The sequence below is a fragment of the Pseudomonas sp. D4-21 genome, from assembly GCF_051132125.1.
GTDB lineage: Bacteria > Pseudomonadota > Gammaproteobacteria > Pseudomonadales > Pseudomonadaceae > Aquipseudomonas.
The window spans coordinates 3,384,989-3,403,157 of the sequence record NZ_CP071664.1 but is presented as its reverse complement, the minus strand read 5'-3'; the positions used below and the strand labels follow the sequence as shown (position 1 = coordinate 3,403,157).

16 protein-coding genes are annotated in these 18,169 nt (G+C 61.4%); 4 read left to right on the top strand and 12 right to left on the bottom strand.

The window, feature by feature from the left end; translation table 11 throughout:
* On the bottom strand, window positions 1-1,236 hold the full coding sequence (locus J3Q04_RS15135) for a 3-methyl-2-oxobutanoate dehydrogenase (2-methylpropanoyl-transferring) subunit alpha (protein WP_434610886.1): 1,236 nt from the start codon (window positions 1,234-1,236) through the stop codon (window positions 1-3).
* Window positions 1,237-1,430: 194 nt separating this feature from the next.
* Here J3Q04_RS15135 and bkdR point away from each other — a divergent pair, with 194 nt between their 5' ends.
* Window positions 1,431-1,919, top strand: coding sequence for a Bkd operon transcriptional regulator BkdR (gene bkdR / locus J3Q04_RS15130; RefSeq protein ID WP_420764468.1), 489 nt, complete (start codon window positions 1,431-1,433; stop codon window positions 1,917-1,919).
* A 257-nt stretch (window positions 1,920-2,176) separates the two neighbouring features.
* On the opposite strand, the gene J3Q04_RS15125 is transcribed toward bkdR, so the two are convergent.
* On the bottom strand, window positions 2,177-3,040 hold the full coding sequence (locus J3Q04_RS15125) for an MBL fold metallo-hydrolase (protein ID WP_434610888.1): 864 nt from the start codon (window positions 3,038-3,040) through the stop codon (window positions 2,177-2,179).
* Between the two features lie 138 nt (window positions 3,041-3,178).
* Here J3Q04_RS15125 and J3Q04_RS15120 point away from each other — a divergent pair, with 138 nt between their 5' ends.
* On the top strand, window positions 3,179-3,979 hold the full coding sequence (locus tag J3Q04_RS15120) for a sulfite exporter TauE/SafE family protein (protein WP_434610890.1): 801 nt from the start codon (window positions 3,179-3,181) through the stop codon (window positions 3,977-3,979).
* Between the two features lie 153 nt (window positions 3,980-4,132).
* Here J3Q04_RS15120 and J3Q04_RS15115 read toward each other — a convergent pair whose 3' ends face one another.
* From J3Q04_RS15115 to J3Q04_RS15085, 7 genes are all read right to left on the bottom strand, one after another.
* A complete protein-coding gene (locus J3Q04_RS15115; protein WP_434610892.1) occupies window positions 4,133-5,002 on the bottom strand; it encodes an aldose 1-epimerase in 870 nt (289 codons plus the stop codon).
* A 199-nt stretch (window positions 5,003-5,201) separates the two neighbouring features.
* On the bottom strand, window positions 5,202-6,482 hold the full coding sequence (locus tag J3Q04_RS15110; RefSeq protein ID WP_420764464.1) for a TRAP transporter large permease: 1,281 nt from the start codon (window positions 6,480-6,482) through the stop codon (window positions 5,202-5,204).
* Window positions 6,482-7,009, bottom strand: coding sequence for a TRAP transporter small permease (locus J3Q04_RS15105; RefSeq protein WP_420764463.1), 528 nt, complete (start codon window positions 7,007-7,009; stop codon window positions 6,482-6,484). The genes J3Q04_RS15110 and J3Q04_RS15105 overlap by 1 nt, the downstream gene beginning before the upstream one ends.
* 76 nt (window positions 7,010-7,085) lie before the next feature.
* Window positions 7,086-8,054, bottom strand: a complete 969-nt coding sequence (locus J3Q04_RS15100) for a TRAP transporter substrate-binding protein (RefSeq protein ID WP_420764462.1) — start codon at window positions 8,052-8,054, stop codon at window positions 7,086-7,088.
* Between the two features lie 56 nt (window positions 8,055-8,110).
* Window positions 8,111-9,016 (bottom strand): SMP-30/gluconolactonase/LRE family protein, encoded by a 906-nt coding sequence (locus J3Q04_RS15095; protein WP_420764461.1) that lies wholly within the window; start codon window positions 9,014-9,016, stop codon window positions 8,111-8,113.
* A 43-nt stretch (window positions 9,017-9,059) separates the two neighbouring features.
* Window positions 9,060-9,878 (bottom strand): NAD-dependent epimerase/dehydratase family protein, encoded by an 819-nt coding sequence (locus tag J3Q04_RS15090; protein ID WP_420764460.1) that lies wholly within the window; start codon window positions 9,876-9,878, stop codon window positions 9,060-9,062.
* A 181-nt stretch (window positions 9,879-10,059) separates the two neighbouring features.
* Window positions 10,060-11,361: an OprD family porin gene (locus tag J3Q04_RS15085; RefSeq protein ID WP_434563553.1), complete on the bottom strand. Its 1,302-nt coding sequence runs from the start codon at window positions 11,359-11,361 to the stop codon at window positions 10,060-10,062.
* A 496-nt stretch (window positions 11,362-11,857) separates the two neighbouring features.
* Here J3Q04_RS15085 and J3Q04_RS15080 point away from each other — a divergent pair, with 496 nt between their 5' ends.
* Together J3Q04_RS15080 and J3Q04_RS15075 are read left to right on the top strand one after the other, a co-directional pair.
* Window positions 11,858-13,519, top strand: coding sequence for an MFS transporter (locus J3Q04_RS15080; RefSeq protein WP_434610897.1), 1,662 nt, complete (start codon window positions 11,858-11,860; stop codon window positions 13,517-13,519).
* Window positions 13,516-14,658 (top strand): HlyD family secretion protein, encoded by a 1,143-nt coding sequence (locus J3Q04_RS15075; RefSeq protein ID WP_434563557.1) that lies wholly within the window; start codon window positions 13,516-13,518, stop codon window positions 14,656-14,658. Before J3Q04_RS15080 ends, J3Q04_RS15075 begins: the two co-directional genes overlap by 4 nt.
* A gap of 511 nt (window positions 14,659-15,169) precedes the next feature.
* Here the strand turns inward: J3Q04_RS15075 and J3Q04_RS15070 are convergent.
* From J3Q04_RS15070 to J3Q04_RS15060, 3 genes are all read right to left on the bottom strand, one after another.
* Window positions 15,170-15,877 (bottom strand): cupin domain-containing protein, encoded by a 708-nt coding sequence (locus J3Q04_RS15070; protein WP_434563559.1) that lies wholly within the window; start codon window positions 15,875-15,877, stop codon window positions 15,170-15,172.
* Between the two features lie 42 nt (window positions 15,878-15,919).
* Window positions 15,920-16,777 carry a GNAT family N-acetyltransferase gene (locus J3Q04_RS15065; RefSeq protein ID WP_434563561.1) on the bottom strand — a complete coding sequence of 286 codons (858 nt, stop codon included), beginning with the start codon at window positions 16,775-16,777 and terminating at the stop codon, window positions 15,920-15,922.
* Between the two features lie 201 nt (window positions 16,778-16,978).
* The gene (locus tag J3Q04_RS15060) at window positions 16,979-17,905 is read right to left on the bottom strand and encodes a 2-hydroxyacid dehydrogenase (protein WP_434610902.1); all 927 of its coding nucleotides are present in this window, start codon (window positions 17,903-17,905) and stop codon (window positions 16,979-16,981) included.
* Window positions 17,906-18,169 lie beyond the last annotated feature (264 nt).

The window sequence follows — 18,169 nt, the reverse complement described above, 5'->3', positions numbered from 1 at the left end:
TCAGATCCCCAACTGCTGACGCTGGCGCTTCAAGTGCTCCGGCATCTCTTTGTAGACGTCTTCGAACATGGTCGCGGCGCTTGGAATCTGCCCGCCGGCGAGGGTGCCGTACTGCTCGGCTTCTTTCTGCGCGGCGATCACCTCGGCTTCGAGTTCGGCGGTGACCGCCGCGTGCTCTTCTTCGGACCACTGGCCGATCTTCACCATGTGCTGCTTGAGGCGGGCGATTGGATCGCCCAGGGGGAAATGGCTCCAGTCATCGGCGGGGCGGTATTTGGAAGGATCGTCGGAAGTGGAGTGCGGGCCGGCGCGGTAGGTGACCCATTCGATCAGCGCCGGGCCGAGGTTGCGGCGGGCGCGTTCGGCGGCCCAGCGCGAAGCGGCGTAGACCGCCATGAAATCGTTGCCATCGACGCGAAGGGAGGCGATGCCGCAGCCGACGCCGCGCCCGGCGAAGGTGGTGGCTTCACCGCCGGCAATGGCCTGGAAGGTGGAAATCGCCCACTGGTTGTTGACCACGTTGAGAATCACCGGGGCGCGGTAGACGTGGGCGAAGGTCAGGGCGGTGTGGAAGTCCGATTCGGCGGTGGCGCCGTCACCGATCCAGGCCGAGGCGATCTTGGTATCGCCCTTGATCGCCGAAGCCATGCCCCAGCCCACGCCCTGGATGAATTGCGTGGCGAGGTTACCGGAAATGGTGAAGAAGCCGGCGTCCTTGACCGAATACATGATCGGCAATTGCCGGCCTTTGAGCGGGTCGCGCTCGTTGGACAGCAGTTGGCAGATCAGGTCCACCAGCGGCACTTCCCGGGCCATCAGGATGCTTTGCTGGCGGTAGGTGGGGAAGCACATGTCGTCAATGTTCAATGCCAAGGCCTGGGCGCTGCCGATGGCTTCTTCGCCAAGGCTTTGCATGTAGAACGACATTTTTTTCTGACGCTGGGCGACGACCATGCGGTTGTCGTAGATGCGCGTCTTGAGCATGGCCCGCATGCCCTTGCGCAGGATCTCGACGGGGATGTCCGCAGCCCACTCGCCCAAGGCATTGCCCTGGTCATCGAGCACGCGGATCAGGCTGCGGGCCAGGTCAGCGGTGTCGGCGGGTTCGACGTCGATGGGAGGTTTGCGCACCGTGCCGGCATCGGACAGATGCAGATAGGAAAAGTCGGTCTTGCAGCCGGGACGGCCCGAGGGTTCTGGGACGTGCAGGCGTAGCGGTTCGTACGCTGGGTTCATGGCTTTCTACGCTCGATCTTGTGAATTTCTTGTAGTGGGCGCGCTAGCTGACGAATTTCCCTGGGTAGGTGGGAAATTGTCCTACAACAATCATAGGCTCGACGAAGAAGAATATTTTTCTCTGTTGCCTTGCTGTTCAGATCATTTGCAGATAAAAAATCTGCACAACGATAAAAAACAGGAAATTTTGCCTCATGCGCAAATTGGATCGCACCGATATCGGCATTCTGAACAGCCTTCAGGACAACGCCCGGATCACCAACGCCGATCTCGCTCGCTCGGTCAATCTGTCACCGACGCCATGCTTCAACCGCGTCCGAGCCATGGAAGAGCTGGGGGTGATCCGCGAGCAGGTCACGCTGCTGGACGCCGACTTGCTGGGGTTGCACGTCAACGTGTTTATCCATGTCAGCCTGGAGAAGCAGGTGGAAGAGGCGTTGCAGCACTTCGAGGAAGCGATCTCCGACCGGCCGGAGGTCATGGAGTGCTACCTGATGGCCGGCGATCCTGATTACCTGATCCGTGTGTTGGTGCCGACCATTCAGTCGCTGGAGCGGTTCATGATGGACTTTTTGACCAAGGTCCCGGGGGTGGCGAACATCCGCTCCAGCTTTGCGCTCAAGCAGGTGCGCTACAAGACTGCGTTGCCGTTGCCGGCCAATGGGTTGACCTTGGGTACCTGAAAATCAAAGGATCGCAGTCTTCGGCAGCTCCTACAGGGGAGTTGTGGGTTTCTGACGGCTCATTGTTGCCTGACCCACCGCCATCGCGAGCAAGCTCGCTCCCACATCGGATTGTACTGTTGGTCGAGTTCTGCGATCACCGCTGAACCCTGTGGGAGCGAGCCTGCTCGCGATGGCGTCGGCATATTCAGCTCTGATGTAAGCAGACCCACCGCTATCGCGAGCAGGCTCGCTCCCACATTGGATAGGTGGCGACCTTAGAGCTGGTTGATCGGAATCTTCAGGTAGGTCACGCCATTGCCCTCGGCCGGCGGCAGGTGGCCGGCTCGCACATTCACCTGGATCGCCGGCAACAGCAGCGTCGGCATGCCCAGTGTCTTGTCGCGCTGGGTACGCATGGTCACGAACGACGCCTCATCGATGCCATCGCGTACGTGGATGTTGTACTGGCGCTGCTCACCCACGGTGCTCATGCATTGGGGCTCGCGTCCTTCCGGCGGATAGTCGTGGCACACGTACAGCCGCACACTGGCGGGAAAGGCCAGCAACTTGCGAATCGAGGCGTAAAGATGACGGGCATTGCCGCCCGGGAAGTCGCAACGGGCGGTGCCCACGTCCGGCATGAACAGCGTGTCGCCCACCAGGATCACGTCGCCGTCGATCAAATAGGCCATGTCCGCCGGGGTGTGGCCGGGCACATGTAGCGCAGTGGCCTTGAGATTGCCGATCAGGAAGGACTCTCCGGCGGCGAACAGTTGGTCGAATTGCGAACCGTCGACGGCGAATTGCGGCTCCAGGTTGAACAGCGTCTTGAACACGTCCTGCACCTGGCCGATGGATTCGCCGATGGCAATCTTGCCGCCCAGTTCCCGGCGCAGATAAGGCGCGGCGGACAGGTGATCAGCATGGGCATGGGTTTCCAACAGCCATTGCACTGTCAATTGATGTTCGCGCACATAAGCGATCACTCGATCAGCCTGTGCGGTACCGCTGCGGCCCGATGCCGGGTCGTAGTCGAGCACTGGGTCGACCACCGCGCATTGCCCGCCGTCGTGTTCGTAAACCACGTAGGTGTAGGTCTTTGAAGCGGGATCGAGGAAGCTTTGGATCTGCGCGGGCATGGCAGCGGACCTGTGCAAGAAGAAGCGGTTGCAATGCGCAAGATTTACGACATATGGTCCGCAGCTTAAGTGAGGGCCACCGCGTCCTGCAAATGCGATCACGCCTGACAACAGACGTGCGCGGCTTGAGAGACCCTTATGTTACTGGCAAGTTTATTCGGTGTGGTGATGGGCCTGGTTCTTGGCCTGACGGGGGCGGGCGGAGGTATCCTGGCCGTCCCGGCCCTGGTGTTGGGCCTGGGCTGGAGCATGACCCAGGCCGCGCCGGTGGCACTGTTCGCGGTGGGCAGCGCGGCGGCGGTGGGCGCCATCGATGGCTTGCGCCATGGCCTGGTGCGTTACCGCGCGGCGCTGTTAATCGCCTTGCTGGGCGCTGTGTTCTCGCCAGTGGGCATTTACTTCGCCCACCAGCTTTCGGAAAAAATCCTGATGGTCCTGTTCAGCCTGCTGATGGTGCTGGTGGCGGCGCGCATGCTGCGCCGGGAAACCTCGCAGCCGGGCCCCAGCGATCACGGCGCGGCCAGCTGGGGCCAAAAGAATTGCATGCTCGATCGCCAGACCGGGCGGCTGGCCTGGACACCGCGCTGCACCGCCACGCTGTCGGCATTGGGCGCGGTCACGGGAATGGTCTCAGGTTTGCTGGGCGTGGGCGGCGGTTTCTTGATCGTGCCGGCATTCAAGCAACTTACCGACGTGCAGATGCGCGGCATCGTCGCCACATCCTTGATGGTCATCAGCCTGGTTTCGTTGATTGGCGTGGTCGGCGCGTTTCATGCCGGGGTGAGCATCGACCGGGTTGGGGCGGCGTTCATTGCGGCGAGTATCGTCGGGATGATCCTGGGGCGACGGTTCTGCGCGAAGGTGCCGGCGCGGGCCTTGCAGGTGGGGTTTGCCGGGGTTTGCCTGGGGGTGGCGGTGTTCATGCTGGTGCGGGCGTAGCGATCTGGTCAGGGGGCTTTTGTGGCGAGGGAGCTTGCTCCCGCTGGACCGGTCCGACGTCTCGGGCGCAGCAGGCCCATACGGTCTTGAGCCAGGGCGTCTGCTTCGCAGCCGAGCGGGAGCAAGCTCCCTCGCCACGGGGATCGGCGCGCCTTACAACTCTCGGCACTGCATCGAAAACCCCAACGCCACCGATTGCCCTTGCTCCAGCAAACGCAGCCCCGGCCGTCCTGGCAGGTGATGGGCATTGACCGGGTGACTTACCGGTTCGATGCAGAAAAAATCCAGCCCCACGGGGCAGTACAGCAGGAAGTAATCGCTGCCGCTGGCGCGGCATTCCAGTTCATAACCCAGGTCTGGTTGCTGGATCAGGCACTGGCCATCCCAACCACCGAAGCCGTTGTCGACGAGGGTATCCGGCAGTAACCGTGCGTGTTGGAAATCCCACTCCGAGGGAACGTCCTTCAGTTCCGTTGGCAGTTTCGTGGCGTCGCACATCCAGACTTCGCTGGCGCGGGTTTGCAGGCGGGTATCGGCTGTGCGCGGGAAATACGGATGCAAACCCAACCCGTGCCAGGCGGCCTGTTCGGCCATGTGGGTGACGTGCAGCGCCATCTGCAATTGGCCGCCACTGAGGCGGATCCGCAAGCTGGCGCAATAGGCAAACGGGGTTTGGCAGTCGAGTTGCAACAAGACTTCCCCGGCACTCTGTTCGGCGACTTGCCAGGGCTGCTGCCAGGCACTGCCATGGATCGGAAACGGATCGTTGGGGCTGTTGCCTTCCAGGGCGAGCCAGCCGCCGGGGCAATCGAAACCGCCATGGGCGATTCGGTTCGACCACGGGATCAACGGGAAGCAGCCGAGCTTGCCTGGCAGGCCATTTTCCAGCGCTTGTGGCGCGGGTGGGCGTAGGAGGGGAGCGCCGGTGCTGCGCAAGGTCCATTCAACGAGGCTGGCGCCCAGGTGTGGGGCCAGGGTGAGGCGGGTCAGTTTGTCTTCGAGGTGGAGGAGTGGTGGTGTCATGGCGGCGTCTGATGGGTTGGCAAAGCTGGAGGGGAATACGCCCAAGTGTGGCGAGGGGATTTATCCCCGCTGGGCTGCGAAGCAGCCCTAAAGGCTTCAATCTCGGTGTATCAGACAAATCGAGATGGCTGGTTTTGGGGCCGCTGCGCAGCCCAGCGGGGATAAATCCCCTCGCCACAAGGGGACCTATTGTTTTCTGTTACAACACCAAATGTGGCAACCACAGCGAAATGGCGGGCACGTACGTCACCAGCAGCAGAACCAGGAACAGCATGCCGTAGAATGGCAGCAGGGCCTTGACGGTGCTTTCGATGCTGACCTTGCCGATGGCGGAGCCGACGAACAGCACCGCGCCCACCGGCGGCGTGATCAGGCCGATACCCAGGTTCACCAGCATGATCATGCCGAACTGCACCGGGTCCACGCCGATGCCGACGATGACTGGCATCAGGATTGGCGTGAGGATCAGGATCAGCGGTGCCATGTCCATCACGGTGCCCAACAGCAGCAACATCACGTTGATGCACATCAGGATCACGTAGCGGTTATCCGACAGCGTCAGGAACGCGGTGGTGATCTTCGCCGGGATTTCCATCAGCGTCATGATGTAGCCGAAGCTGGCGGCGAAGCCGATCAGGATCATCACAATGGAAATGGTGCGCACCGTACGGTGCATCAGTTTCGGTAACTCGCTCCACTTGTAGTCGCGATAGATGCACATGGTCACGAAGAACGCCCACACCACGGCGATGGCGGCCGATTCAGTGGCAGTGAACACACCCGAGAGAATGCCGCCCAGGATGATGAACAACGTCATCATGCCCCACATGGCTTCCTTGCAAATCTTCAGCGCTTCTTTGAGCGGAATAACCTCGCCCTTGGGGTAATTGCGCTTTTTCGCGAAGACCAGGCACAGCGCCATCAGGCAGAGGTTCATCATGATGCCGGGGACGATGCCGGCCATGAACAGCGAACCAATGGAGACGGTGCCGCCAGCGGCGAGAGAGTACAGCACTGCGTTGTGGCTTGGCGGTGTCAGCAGCGCTTGTACCGAACCACTGACGGTGACGGCGGTGGCGTAATCACGTGGATAGCCCCTGCGTGTCATTTCCGGGATCAGTACCGAACCGACCGAGGCGGTGTCAGCCACCGAGGAACCCGAGATCGCGCCAAAGAAACTCGAGGCCACGAGGTTGACCAGGGACAGGCCACCACGGACGAAACCTACGAGCACGCTGGCGAAGGCCACTAGCCGGCGAGACATGCCGCCCTCGGCCATGATCGCGCCGGCCAGGACGAAGAACGGAATGGCCAGCAGCGAGAATTTGTTCACGCCGCCCGTTATCTGAATCATCATGGCCTGGAACGGAATGTCGATCCACCATGCCCCAATCAGGGCGGCGGCGCCCAGCGCGTAGGCGACCGGCATGCCGATCAGGATCAATACCAAAAAACTGCCCAGCAGAATCAGAGCGTCCATTAAGCGGCACCTTCGTTTTCTTCTACCAGGTCGAACTGCACGACCCGACGCTGGCTTTGATCACCCAGCAAGAGTTTTTCCAAGACAAAAATCAGGGTCAGGAACCCACCGATCGGGATCGGCATGTAAGTGATGCCGACTCGCAGGGTAGGGATGGCGCTCATGAACTGGTTCCAAGTGGTCATGCACAGCTTGGCACCCCAGATGGTCATGAAAATGCACACCGCTGCCATCATCAACTGGGTGAACACCGAAGCCACGTTTTGCCAGTGCTGGGGCAGGCGGCTGGTGACCATGTCCACAGCCATGTGCGACCCGGAGCGGTAGCTGGCGGCGGCGCCGATGAAGGTGAAGACGATCATCAGCAAGATCGCGGTGGGCTCCGGCCAGCTTGAGCCGGTGCCAAGGACGTAGCGGGCGAACACGCCCCAAGGGATCATCAGCGCAACGGCAAGGACAGAGAGGCCGGCCACCCAGATGCAAGTCATGTAAATCTTGTCGTTGATACGCAGCAGCAAATTCTTCATCGGGTTCCACCGTTACCGGGCGCGCCTTCTAACCGCAGGCGCGCCCAGCCGTTTCATGAGTACAGATTAAGAGGTCTTACTGGACAGCTTCGATGCGCTTGATCAGGTCGGCGTACGGTGCACCGTATTTGGCTCGGACCGGCGCGGTGGCGTCGTAGAAGGGTTTCTTGTCGACGGTGATGAACTCGACGCCGGCTTTCTTGAGTTTTTCTTCACTGGCGGCCGATTTCTCGTCCCACAACTTGCGCTCTTCAGCCTGGGCAGCCTTGGCCGCTTTTTTCACCATGTCCTGCTGCTCTGGGGTGAGCTTGTTCCAGGTGATTTTCGACATCACGATCGGCTCAGGCAGGATCAGGTGCCCGGTCAAGCTGTAGAACTTGGCGTTCTGGTAGTGGTTGTGCTCGAGCATGGTCGGCGGGTTGTTTTCCGCGCCGTCGATCACGCCAGTCTGCAACGCGCTGAAGATCTCGCCAGTGTCCATCGCGATACCGTTGCCGCCCATGGCGTTCATCATTTCAATGAACATAGGGTTGCCTTGGACGCGGATTTTCATGCCCTTGAGGTCTTCCGGCGTGCGCACGGGCTTCTTGGTGTAGAGGTTGCGCGTGCCGCCGTCCATCCAGGCCAGGGCCACCAGGCCGAATTCGGAGTTGGTGATCCGGTCCAGGATCGCATCGCCGACCTCACCGTCGATCACGGCGCGCATGTGCGCCTGGTCGCGGAAGATGAATGGCATGTTGAAGACGTTCACGTCCGGCACCACGGGGCCGACGATGCCCAGGCTGACGCGGGACATCTGGATTGCGCCGGCTTGCATCTGCTCGATCACTTCTTTTTCAGAGCCCAGTACGCCCCCCGGGAAGTACTTGAACTTCAGTTCGCCTTTGCTCTCCTTTTCCAGGGTTTTACCCATGGATTCCTCGGCGACCACGGTTGGGTAGCCCTTGGGGTGGATGTCGGCGATCTTGATGTCCAGAGCCTGCGCCGCCTGTGCCAGGAAGGCCAGGGGCAAGGCCGCGATCAGAAGTGTACGTTTGAAATTCATGGTCAATCTCCAGTGTTGTTGTTTTTATGTCTATCGATGTGAAGCGGCAAAGCAGATCAGTTCGCGGAGTGTTTCCATCCTCCGAAAGCAGGTTCAGCGAGACCCTTGACGCCGGGGTTCAGCGCGAACACGCCACCGGCCAGGGATTGCGGATCGTTGTCGTCTCCAGGACGGATCGAGGTCACGAAAAGGGTGTCCAGCTGGCTGCCGCCAAAGGCACACATGGTCGGTTTTTTCACCGGCACTTCCAGGGAGCGGTCGAGACGTCCATCCGGCGTAAAGCGATGGATCAAGCCGGCGTCGTTGGCGCAGATCCAATAGCAACCATCGGCGTCGACTGCCGCGCCGTCCGGGCGACCGGCCAGGGGCATCATGTCGACGAACAGGCGGCGGTTGGATGGGGTGCCGCTGTCGATGTCGTAGTCGAAGGCCCAGATCTGCTGGATCAGCGGGTGTGAATCAGACAGGTACATCGTCCGGCCGTCGGGGCTGAAGCCCAGACCATTGGGCACGATGAAACCACTCAGTTGCGCCTCGACCGGGCTGCGTTGTCCGGCTTCATAACGGTACATCTTGCCTTCATCCGCATTGGCGCCCATGTTCAGCACCATGCTGCCGGCCCAGAAACGGCCCTGGCGGTCGCAACGGCCATCGTTGAGGCGCATGTCGGTGCGGCTGTGCTCGACGTTTGCACAGAGCTCGCTGTCCAGGCTGCCGTCGTCATGTGGATGCAGGCGGAAGAAACCGCTTTCCATCCCCGCGATCCAGCCACCGTCCTGGTGACGGGCAATGCAGGCGAGCATTTCGGGGGCTTCCCAGCTTTGGATCTTTGCGCTGCTGGCGCTCCAGCGCTGCAGGCCGCCGCTGGGGATGTTCACCCAATACAAGGCGTTTTCCTCGGGCACCCACACAGGGCTTTCCCCGACGGCGTTGCGTGCGTCGACAATCAATTCGGCTTGCATGGTGATTCCTTGGTTCGTTTGTATCCCACGGACAACAGGCGGATCAGTCGAACGGGCCGGCGGCCACAAAGGCGCCACCTTGGTAGACCATGGCCGGATCATCGGCGGCCGGCATCGGTTGCGCTTCGACCTTGGCGCGGAAGATTTCCGAGGTGTCCTTGGGCTTGTAGCCCAGGTGCGCGGCGTGGCTGTTGTCCCACCAGACGTCACGGTTGGCGGAGACGCCATAGACGATGGTGTGGTCGACTTTGGGTGTGTAGAGCGAGCATTCGATCAGTTGGGTGAGGTCGTCGAAGCTCAGCCAGGTGCTCATCATCCGACGGTTCTGCGGTTCCGGGAACGACGAGCCGATGCGGATGCTGACGGTTTCGATGCCGTAGCGATCGAAGTAGAAATTGGCGACGTCTTCGCCGTAGGACTTGGACAGGCCGTAGTAGCCATCCGGACGGCGAGCGCAGTGGGCGTCGAGGGTTTCGTCTTGTTTGTAGAAACCGATGACGTGGTTGGAACTGGCGAAAATCACGCGTTTGACACCGTGCTTACGCGCGGCTTCGTAGATGTGGAACACGCCGCTGATGTTGGCGCCGAGGATCTCCTCGAATGGACGCTCAACCGATACACCACCGAAATGCAGGATGGCATCGACACCTTCAACCAGTTGATGCACGGCCTGCTTATCCGACAGGTCGCACGGCACCACTTCCTCGCTTTCATCGATGGCCGGGGCCATGTTGGCAATGTCAGACAGGCGAATGTGGCGGGCATAAGGCTTGAGGCGTTCGCGCAAGACTTTACCAAGGCCGCCGGCGGCGCCGGTCAACAGCAGGCGATTGAAGGGATGGCGAATCTGTGTGGTGGTCATGGCATTACCTGAGCAAACAGTGAGAGGTACAGTTGTTATAAGTTGTCGTACGACCGAGAGGGAATATCCTTATCCTTCCGCTACCTTGTCAACGTTTGATCGACGAACCGCTCTGGGTCGGCATCCTTGCCGGGGCTCGCCATGGCGCTGGCAGGCGTTCATGGCAAGTGTTCCATGGGTCTTACAGGAGCGAAATCGGATAGCTGATGAAGATACGGTTCTCGTCGAATTCGTTGGTGCTGAAGTCGCGACGAATCGATGCGTTACGCCATTTCACGTTGAGACTCTTGAGTGCGCCGCTCTGCACGGTGTAGGCCAGTTCAGTTTCACGGCCCCATTCCTTGCCGTCGTCGACCGTGGCGGTGTGAACGTTGTCACCGCTGATGTAGCGGTTCATCAGGGTCAGGCCCGGCACGCCGACGGCGGCGAAGTTGAAGTCGTGGCGCAGTTGCCAGGATTTTTCCTTGGCGTTGTCGTAGCTGGAGTTGTAGCTGTCGTTCGCCAGGGTGCCGCCGCTGGTGCCGTTGACGCGCATCCAGGCATCGTCGCCGCCGACTTTCTGCAGGCCGACGTAGAAGGTGTTGCCGCCGTATTTGGCGGAAAGCATGGCGAAGGCGGTTTTGTTGTCGAGGTCGCCGGCCAGTGCGCTGCCGTCTTCCTTGCCGGTGAAGTAACCGAGGTTGGCGCCCAGGGTCCAGTCGCCGATCGGCTGGCTGTGGGTCAGGTTGAAATATTGCTGTTGGTAGATGTCGGACAGTTCCGCGTACCAGACGCCGACCTGGGTGCGTTTTTCGTTGAAGGCGTATTCGCCGCCACCGAAGTTGAAACGGTCGGAGGTGAATGCACCGCGGCCGTTCATCGACATGTCTTCCATGCTCGCGTCGTTACGCGGGCTGTTGGCGCGGAACTGGCCGCCGTAGAGACTCAGGCCGTTGATCTCGGTGGAGGTCACCTGGCCGCCACGGAAGGTTTGCGGCAGGGAACGGCCATCGTCGGAACGCAGGATCGGCAACACTGGCATCCACTCGCCGACTTTCAATTCGGTCTTCGAGACCTTGGCCTTCAGGGCCACGCCCAGGCGACCGAAGTCATCGGCCGGGCGGCCGTCGTCGTGCACCGGCAGCAGCTGGGTGCCGGCCGTGCCACGACCGCCGTCGAGCTTGACCGAGTACAGGCCCAGCACGTCAACGCCAAAACCGACGGTGCCCTGGGTGAAGCCGGACTTGGCGTCGAGGATGAAGCTCTGGGTCCATTCCTCGGCTTTGCCCTGGGTGGCGTTGTCGTTGACGAAGTTGCGGTTGAAATAGGCGTTACGCAGGTTCAGCGTGGCTTTGGCATCATCGACAAAGCCTTCGGCACCAGCGGTCATGGGCATGAACAGCGCCAGACCGGTGCAGCCGAGCAGTGACAGCGCGGGCGTGGATTTGAGAAGGGTACGGCGGCTGGGACGGTTACTGGACGAAAAACGGGCACGAGTGCTCACTCTGACGCTCCTACTTTTTGTTGTTTTTATTTGTCATACGTCGTCGTACAACATGGAGCGGATTATTTGTGGAGCGTTCCTCGTTGTCAACTGGCCATTACCGCAAATTTTCATCGAGAATGATCCGGCCATGGGCTATTTCAACGCTTTCGCCTAACAAAACGCAGGCAAGCGGGCCGTTGCGGCAAGGAAAAACGGTGCCCCCAGGATAGCGACGAGCGGCGTAGGTCATGCGATGACCGGCGTAAGACATTAGTCGAATGGCCTCGAAAAAGGCAGTGGGTGGCGAGGGAGATTGCTCCCGCCGGGCTGCACAGCAGCCCCATCCCAGGCGACTCTCTACGGCGTATTCCGTTTACAGGGGAGGCTGCTGCGCAGCCAGCGGGAGCAAGCTCCCTCGCCACGCAAAAGCCCCGGGCACTTCTTGCACCTTCCCATCGTCGAACGGGAATTGACCCGTGGCAAACGAGCCGACATGTCCCTGCAAGGTCTCTGAATGGATCAATACACCCCACGCGCCTGGGAGCCCCACGAAAGGCCGACGCTGCCAGGCTCCCCGTCGACGCCACTGCATCCCACGCCCAAACGGCTCGCCTTTGCGCTGGTGGGCGTGCTGGTGGCGTTGACCGGGGGGTTGGGCAATTCGCTGGTGATCGCCAACTTGCCTTACTTGCAAGGGGCCCTCGGCGCCACCACCGCCGAGATGGCCTGGTTGCCCGCCGCCTACGTCATGACCAACGTCTCCATGAACCTGCTGCTGGTAAAGTTTCGCCAGCAGTTCGGCTTGCGCGCGTTCACTGAGGTGTTCCTGGCGCTGTACGCCCTAGTGACGTTCGGTCATCTGTTCGTCAACGACCTGAACTCGGCGATTGCCGTGCGGGCGGCCCATGGCATGGTCGGCGCTGCCCTCAGCTCCTTGGGCCTGTATTACATGGTCCAGGCTTTCCCGGCGAAGTGGCGGCTCAAGGCGCTAGTGCTGGGCCTGGGGACTTCGCAGCTGGCCTTGCCGATGGCCCGGTTGTTCTCCGAAGACCTGTTGCAAATTGCCGAGTGGCGGGGCCTCTACCTGTTCGAACTGGGGATGGCACTGCTCTCGTTGGGTTGCGTGCTGCTGCTCAAGTTGCCACCGGGCGACCGCTTCAAGACGTTTGAAAAACTCGATTTCCTGACCTTCACGGTGCTTGCCAGCGGCGTCGCCTTGTTGTGCGCGGTGCTGTCGTTGGGGCGCATCGATTGGTGGCTGGAGGCGCCATGGATCGGCGTGGCCTCGGCGCTGTCCATCGTGTTGATCCTGGCGGGCCTGGCGATCGAGCATAACCGCAGCAACCCGATGCTGATGACGCGCTGGCTGGGCAGTGGGGTGATGATCCGCCTGGCCCTGGCGGTGATCCTGATTCGCATGGTGACTTCGGAACAATCCACTGGAGCGGTGGGGTTTCTGCAAGCGCTGAACATGAGCAGCCAACAGATGCACAGCCTTTATGTGGTGATGCTGATCGGCAGCATCGCCGGGCTGGTGACCAGTGCCTTGACGATCAACCCGGCGCACCTGTTCATGCCCCTGATCATTTCCCTCGCGTTGATGGCGACAGGCTCGGTCATGGACAGCTACTCGAACAACCTGAGCCGCCCGCAAAACATGTATTTCAGTCAGTTTCTGCTGGCGTTTGGCAGTACGTTTTTCCTGGGGCCGACGATGATTCTCGGCGTGCGCAATGTACTGACCAACCCGCGCAATCTGGTGAGTTTTTCCGTGTTGTTCGGGATTTGCCAGAACCTCGGTGGCCTGGTGGGGGCCGCGGTGCTCGGTACCTTCCAAGTGGTGCGCGAGAAATTTCATTCCAGCCACCTCGTGGAAAACATCAACCTGTTCGACCCTCGCGTGGCCGCGCGGGTGGACAGCGGTGGCTCGGCGGTGGGTTCGCTGATCGCCGATCCGGGCCTGCGGCACCTGCAAGGCATTCGCAGCCTTGCCGCGGCCGCCACCCGCGAAGCCAACGTGCTGGCCTACAACGATGTGTTCATGCTGATCGCGGTGATCGCCGTGCTGACCATGATCTGGATCTCCCTCCGCGCCCTGTGGCTGATGACTACCACCCAGCACGTCGCCACAGCGCCTGCCCCTTCGACACAACCAAGCGGTGCCACTTCTTCATGACCGAGCCGACCTCCACGACCACCAACGCCATCGCCGATACGCCTGAGGACCAGGCGCCACCCGCCGTTCCAGCGACAAAACCGCGTTCCCTGCGGATAAGAGTTCTTTCATCCCTGGGGTTCGCGGCAGTGGCGATCGTCGGTGTGCTGGTGGTGCTTTATGCCTGGCAATTGCCGCCGTTCGGTAGCGCCGTGGAAACCACAGAAAATGCCTTGGTGCGCGGGCAAGTGACGATCATCGGGCCGCAGTTGAGCGGCTACGTGCATGAAGTGCCGGTGCAGGATTTTCAGTTCGTGAAGGCTGGCGATCTGTTGGTGCGGCTCGACGACCGCATCTATCGACAACGTCTCGACCAGGCACTGGCGGAACTGGCCGTGCAGCAAGCGGCCCTCGCCAACGTCGTGCAACAACGCAACAGCGCCGAAGCCACCATCAAGCTGCGTCAGGCCGCGCTGGCGGACAGCCAGGCCCAGGCACGAAAAAACGCCGCCGACCTGCGCCGCAACGAGGAACTGATCAAAGACGGTTCGGTGTCCCAGCGTGAGCTGGACCTGAGCCGCGCGGCCAGCGCACAAACCCAAGCCGCCGTGGCGCAAGCCCAGGCCAGCCTGGAAATCGCCCGCCAGGATTTGCAAACGGTGGTCGTCAACCGTGGCTCCCTCGAAGCCGCCGTCGCCAGTGCCGAGGCGACGGTGCAACTGGCGCGCATCGATCTGTCCAACACCCGAGTCGTGGCGCCCCGGGACGGTCAGTTGGGGCAGATCGGCGTACGCCTCGGGGCCTACGTCAACTCCGGTGCACAGCTGATGGCCCTGGTCCCGAACCAGAAATGGGTGATCGCCAACCTCAAGGAAACCCAGATGGATAAGGTGCGTGTTGGCCAGCCGGCAAGTTTCACCGTGGATGCCCTCGGCCATCGCCGATTCCATGGGCATGTCGAACGGATCTCCCCGGCCACCGGTTCTGAGTTCAGCCTGTTGCAGGCCGACAACGCCACGGGCAACTTCGTCAAGATCGCCCAGCGCGTGCCGGTTCGCATCACAGTCGATCCAGGCCAGCCGGAAAGCGAACGCCTGCGGCCGGGAATGTCGGTGGTGGTGAGTATCGATACGGCGGGTAATGCAGAAAAAACAGAATAATTGTGGGAGCGAGCCTGCTCGCCGATGGCGGTACCCCAGGCGATGAAGATACTGGATGTGCCGGCCCCTTCGCGAGCAGGCTCGCTCCCACAAGGGTATGTGGATTATGTGAGTTCTATGGCTACCAAAAATCCAATGTGGATTATGTGAGTTCTGTGGCTACCAAAAATCCAATGTGGATTATGTAAGTTCTGTGGCTACCAACAAATCCAATGTGGGAGCGAGCCTGCTCGCGATGGCGGCACCCCAGGCGATGAAGATGCTGGATGTGCCGGCCCCTTCGCGAGCAGGCTCGCTCCCACAAGGGTATGTGGATAATGTGAGTTCTATGGCTGCCAAAAATCCAATGTGGATTATGTAAGTTCTGTGGCTACCAAAAATCCAATGTGGGAGCGAGCCTGCTCGCGATGGCGGCACCCCAGGCTATGAAGATGCTGGATGTGCCGGCCTCTTCGCGAGCAGGCTCGCTCCCACAAGAACCCGGTGCAATCCCGAATTCAGTGCCTGGCGCTCATCTCACGACGTAGACCTTGCGCACGTAGACGCTGCTTTTCCAGGCGCAAGGGGCATCCAAGGGAACGAACACTGTATCGCCGGTGCCGACGATCAGCTCGGTGCCGTCGGCCAGTTGCAAGGTGACGCTGCCTTCGAGCAGGTGCATCAGTTCATGCAGCTTGTGCGGCCGTGACTTGCGTGTGTAGGGGGTTGAATCCCAGATGCCGATGCGCAGGTTCGTCGCTTGCTCGACGAACAGGTTGTGCGAGCGGCATTGCGGCGCCGGGCTGAGCAGGATCTCTTCGTCGGGCGCCGCGGAGGGTGCAAGCAAGGTCGGCGCGGGCAGGGCGGTGAGTCCCGGTTGATTGGCCTCGACGGATTGGGTATCGGCACAAAAGGCCCACAGCGAAGCCGGTTGCGCATCAATTTCGAGGGCGGTGCCACGGGCTATCACAGCGCTTTCGCCCGGATTGAGCCGCAGCGTTTGCGCCTGGCTGCGCAGCGTGACCGCCCCGGCATGGACGACGATCGTTTCGCTGAACGGATACTCCTCGACGCTGATTCGTCCGCCGGCCCGGACCACGCCGGCGGCCATGCCATCAACCCCAGCGTAGGCAATGAGCCGGTCGAAGGGGTCGTTGGCACCCAATGAACCTGGCTTGAATGAGGTGGAGGCGGGGCTGCCATCGGCGCGCGCCAACAGCATTGCAGTGGGTTCAAGCATGAAACATTGCTCCGGAATTAAAGGCATGGAATGAAGAGTCTGTCAGCCGATGGCCTGGGTCACCGGTGCGAATTGGCGCACGCCGCCACTGGCCTGGGGCGCAGTGCCTTGTGCCATCTGGGCAACGGTGTCGACGTGCTTGAGGCCAATCTCTTCGAGCCAGGGTCCCAAGCCGCAGTCGGCGGGAATATCGATGCGCACGAACGCCTCCGGCACGTGGGCCAGCAATGCCGCGACCAGGTGCCGGGCCTGCGTGGCGTCCTGGGCGATGACCGGGCCGATGCAGCGTCCGCGTCCGTAAGGGCGAAGCAGGGCGAAGGCGCGCAACTGGCCGTCCTGCTCGATGCCCACGCCCTGTTCAACGACATCGAACAGATCGTTCAGCACGGCCTCGCGATCCAGGCCGCTGCCAAGGTTGGCCAGCCTGATCAACTCGGCCCGATCGGCCGGTGCCAGCGCACGGCAGCGTTGGCCGTTGCCCAGGGCCGGCGGGACAGGTGACGATGTGTGCCCTTGATGTTGCTGGATCTGCCCGAACTCAACGAAGCCCTGGCTGGCGTATAGAGGCGTGCCGGCCAACGTGGCATTGAGAACGGCGGTACGCGAACCGCAAGCCTCGATCGCCAATTCCATCAATTTGCGACCAATGCCCCGGCCCTGGTATTCATCGTCGACAATAACCAGGCCGATGGTGGCGTAGTTGCCCTGGGCGCAGGAGAACGCAGTGCCGATCAAGCGATCCCCATCCAGTGCGACGAAACCTTGGGCGAGCCGCTGCAACATCGCCCAATCCTCCAGGCGATGGGGCCATTTCAGCTGCACGGACAAGGCATGCGCCGAGGGAACATCAGCGTCGGTCATGGCGCGATAAACGTAAGCAGGGCGTTGCGAAATGGACATGGCGGGTCCCCTGGAAGTTGACGTGGAGCCGGACGCAATTGTCCGTGCAGAATGGTTGTATCTCACCTGTCGCCTGGGCTGACAATAGCCGCCAGTGAATTCGGCAGCTTCGATAAGCCGCAGCGGTGCCGGCCGAATTTCTTGCCCCAACGGGGCGTCAGCCCAGCAGGAAATACCGAGCCGATTTGCGCGATAGCCATGTCAATAATTGCGCTCGCGATCCACCAAGCCCAGCATCGATTCGCCCCGCTGGTGCCGTCGAATGTTCTCCAGCAGTCCGTCAAAGGCTGTCTCCGGCTGGGTCATCGCCGCGATATGAGGCGTCAGCAGGATCTGCGGGTGGTTCCAGAAAGGATGCCCGGGATCGGCCGGTTCCTGCGTCAGCACGTCGAGCACTGCCGCGCTCAGTTGCCCGCTGGCGAGTGCGTCGAGCAAGTCCGCCTCGACGAGGTGACCCCCCCGGCCCATGTTGATCAAGGCTGCCCCCTTGGGCAGATGCTCCAATAGCTGGCGGTTGAGGATGCCTTGGGTCTGTTCGGTGAGCGGCAGCACGCACAGGAGGATGTCGCACTGGCCGAGGAAAGCGGGCAATTGCTCGGCGCCGGCGTGACAGGTCACGCCATCGATGTGATGTTCGCTACGGGCCCACCCCGACAAGGCAAAGCCGAATGGCTTCAAGGTGGCGAGTATCTGTCGCGCCTGCAGACCAAGACCCATGACACCCACCCGACGTTGCCGGGCCGGCACCAGGCGATGCGCCTGCCAGCGACGTTCGGCCTGTTGCTGGCGGTAGCGCATCATGTCTCGATGAAGGCTGAGCACGGCGAAACTGGCGTATTCGCACATGCCCTGGCTGATGCCTGGATCCAGCAGCCGCACCACGGGCAGCGTGGGTGGCAAACGTGCGAGGTCGAGTTGGTCGACGCCGGCCGAGAGGGCGAACAGCACCTCAAGGTTGGGCAGCAGCGTCTCGAGGTCATCCGGTGCCTGCCAGGCGGCGAGGTAGCGGATATCCCGAGGATCGCCGATGTCTGGCCAGGCCCGCCATTGGATGTCGGGTGCCTGTTCGGCGAACAGGCGTCGCCACTGTTCGCCGCGTATCGGGTCAGCTTTATAGAGCAGGGCCATGGACAGTTCTCGCGTCAGATTCCAGAGTGTTCAGCATGCCTGAATGGCGAAGCAGGATCTGTCGAAAGGCATGCGCAGGGGGGCACGGGGCGGTGCTGTAGCGCGCCCATGGCGGCAGAATCGTTGGGGCGCGAGGCCGTTGGCGGATTCTGCTGTTTGCCGGGGTGTAAACAGTCGATCCGGATTTCTCAACGAGCAAGTTCGGCGTAGACCGTTGCGTCGAACGCTTAACCTGTGAACACACCGCAGCCGCTTCCTGGTTGC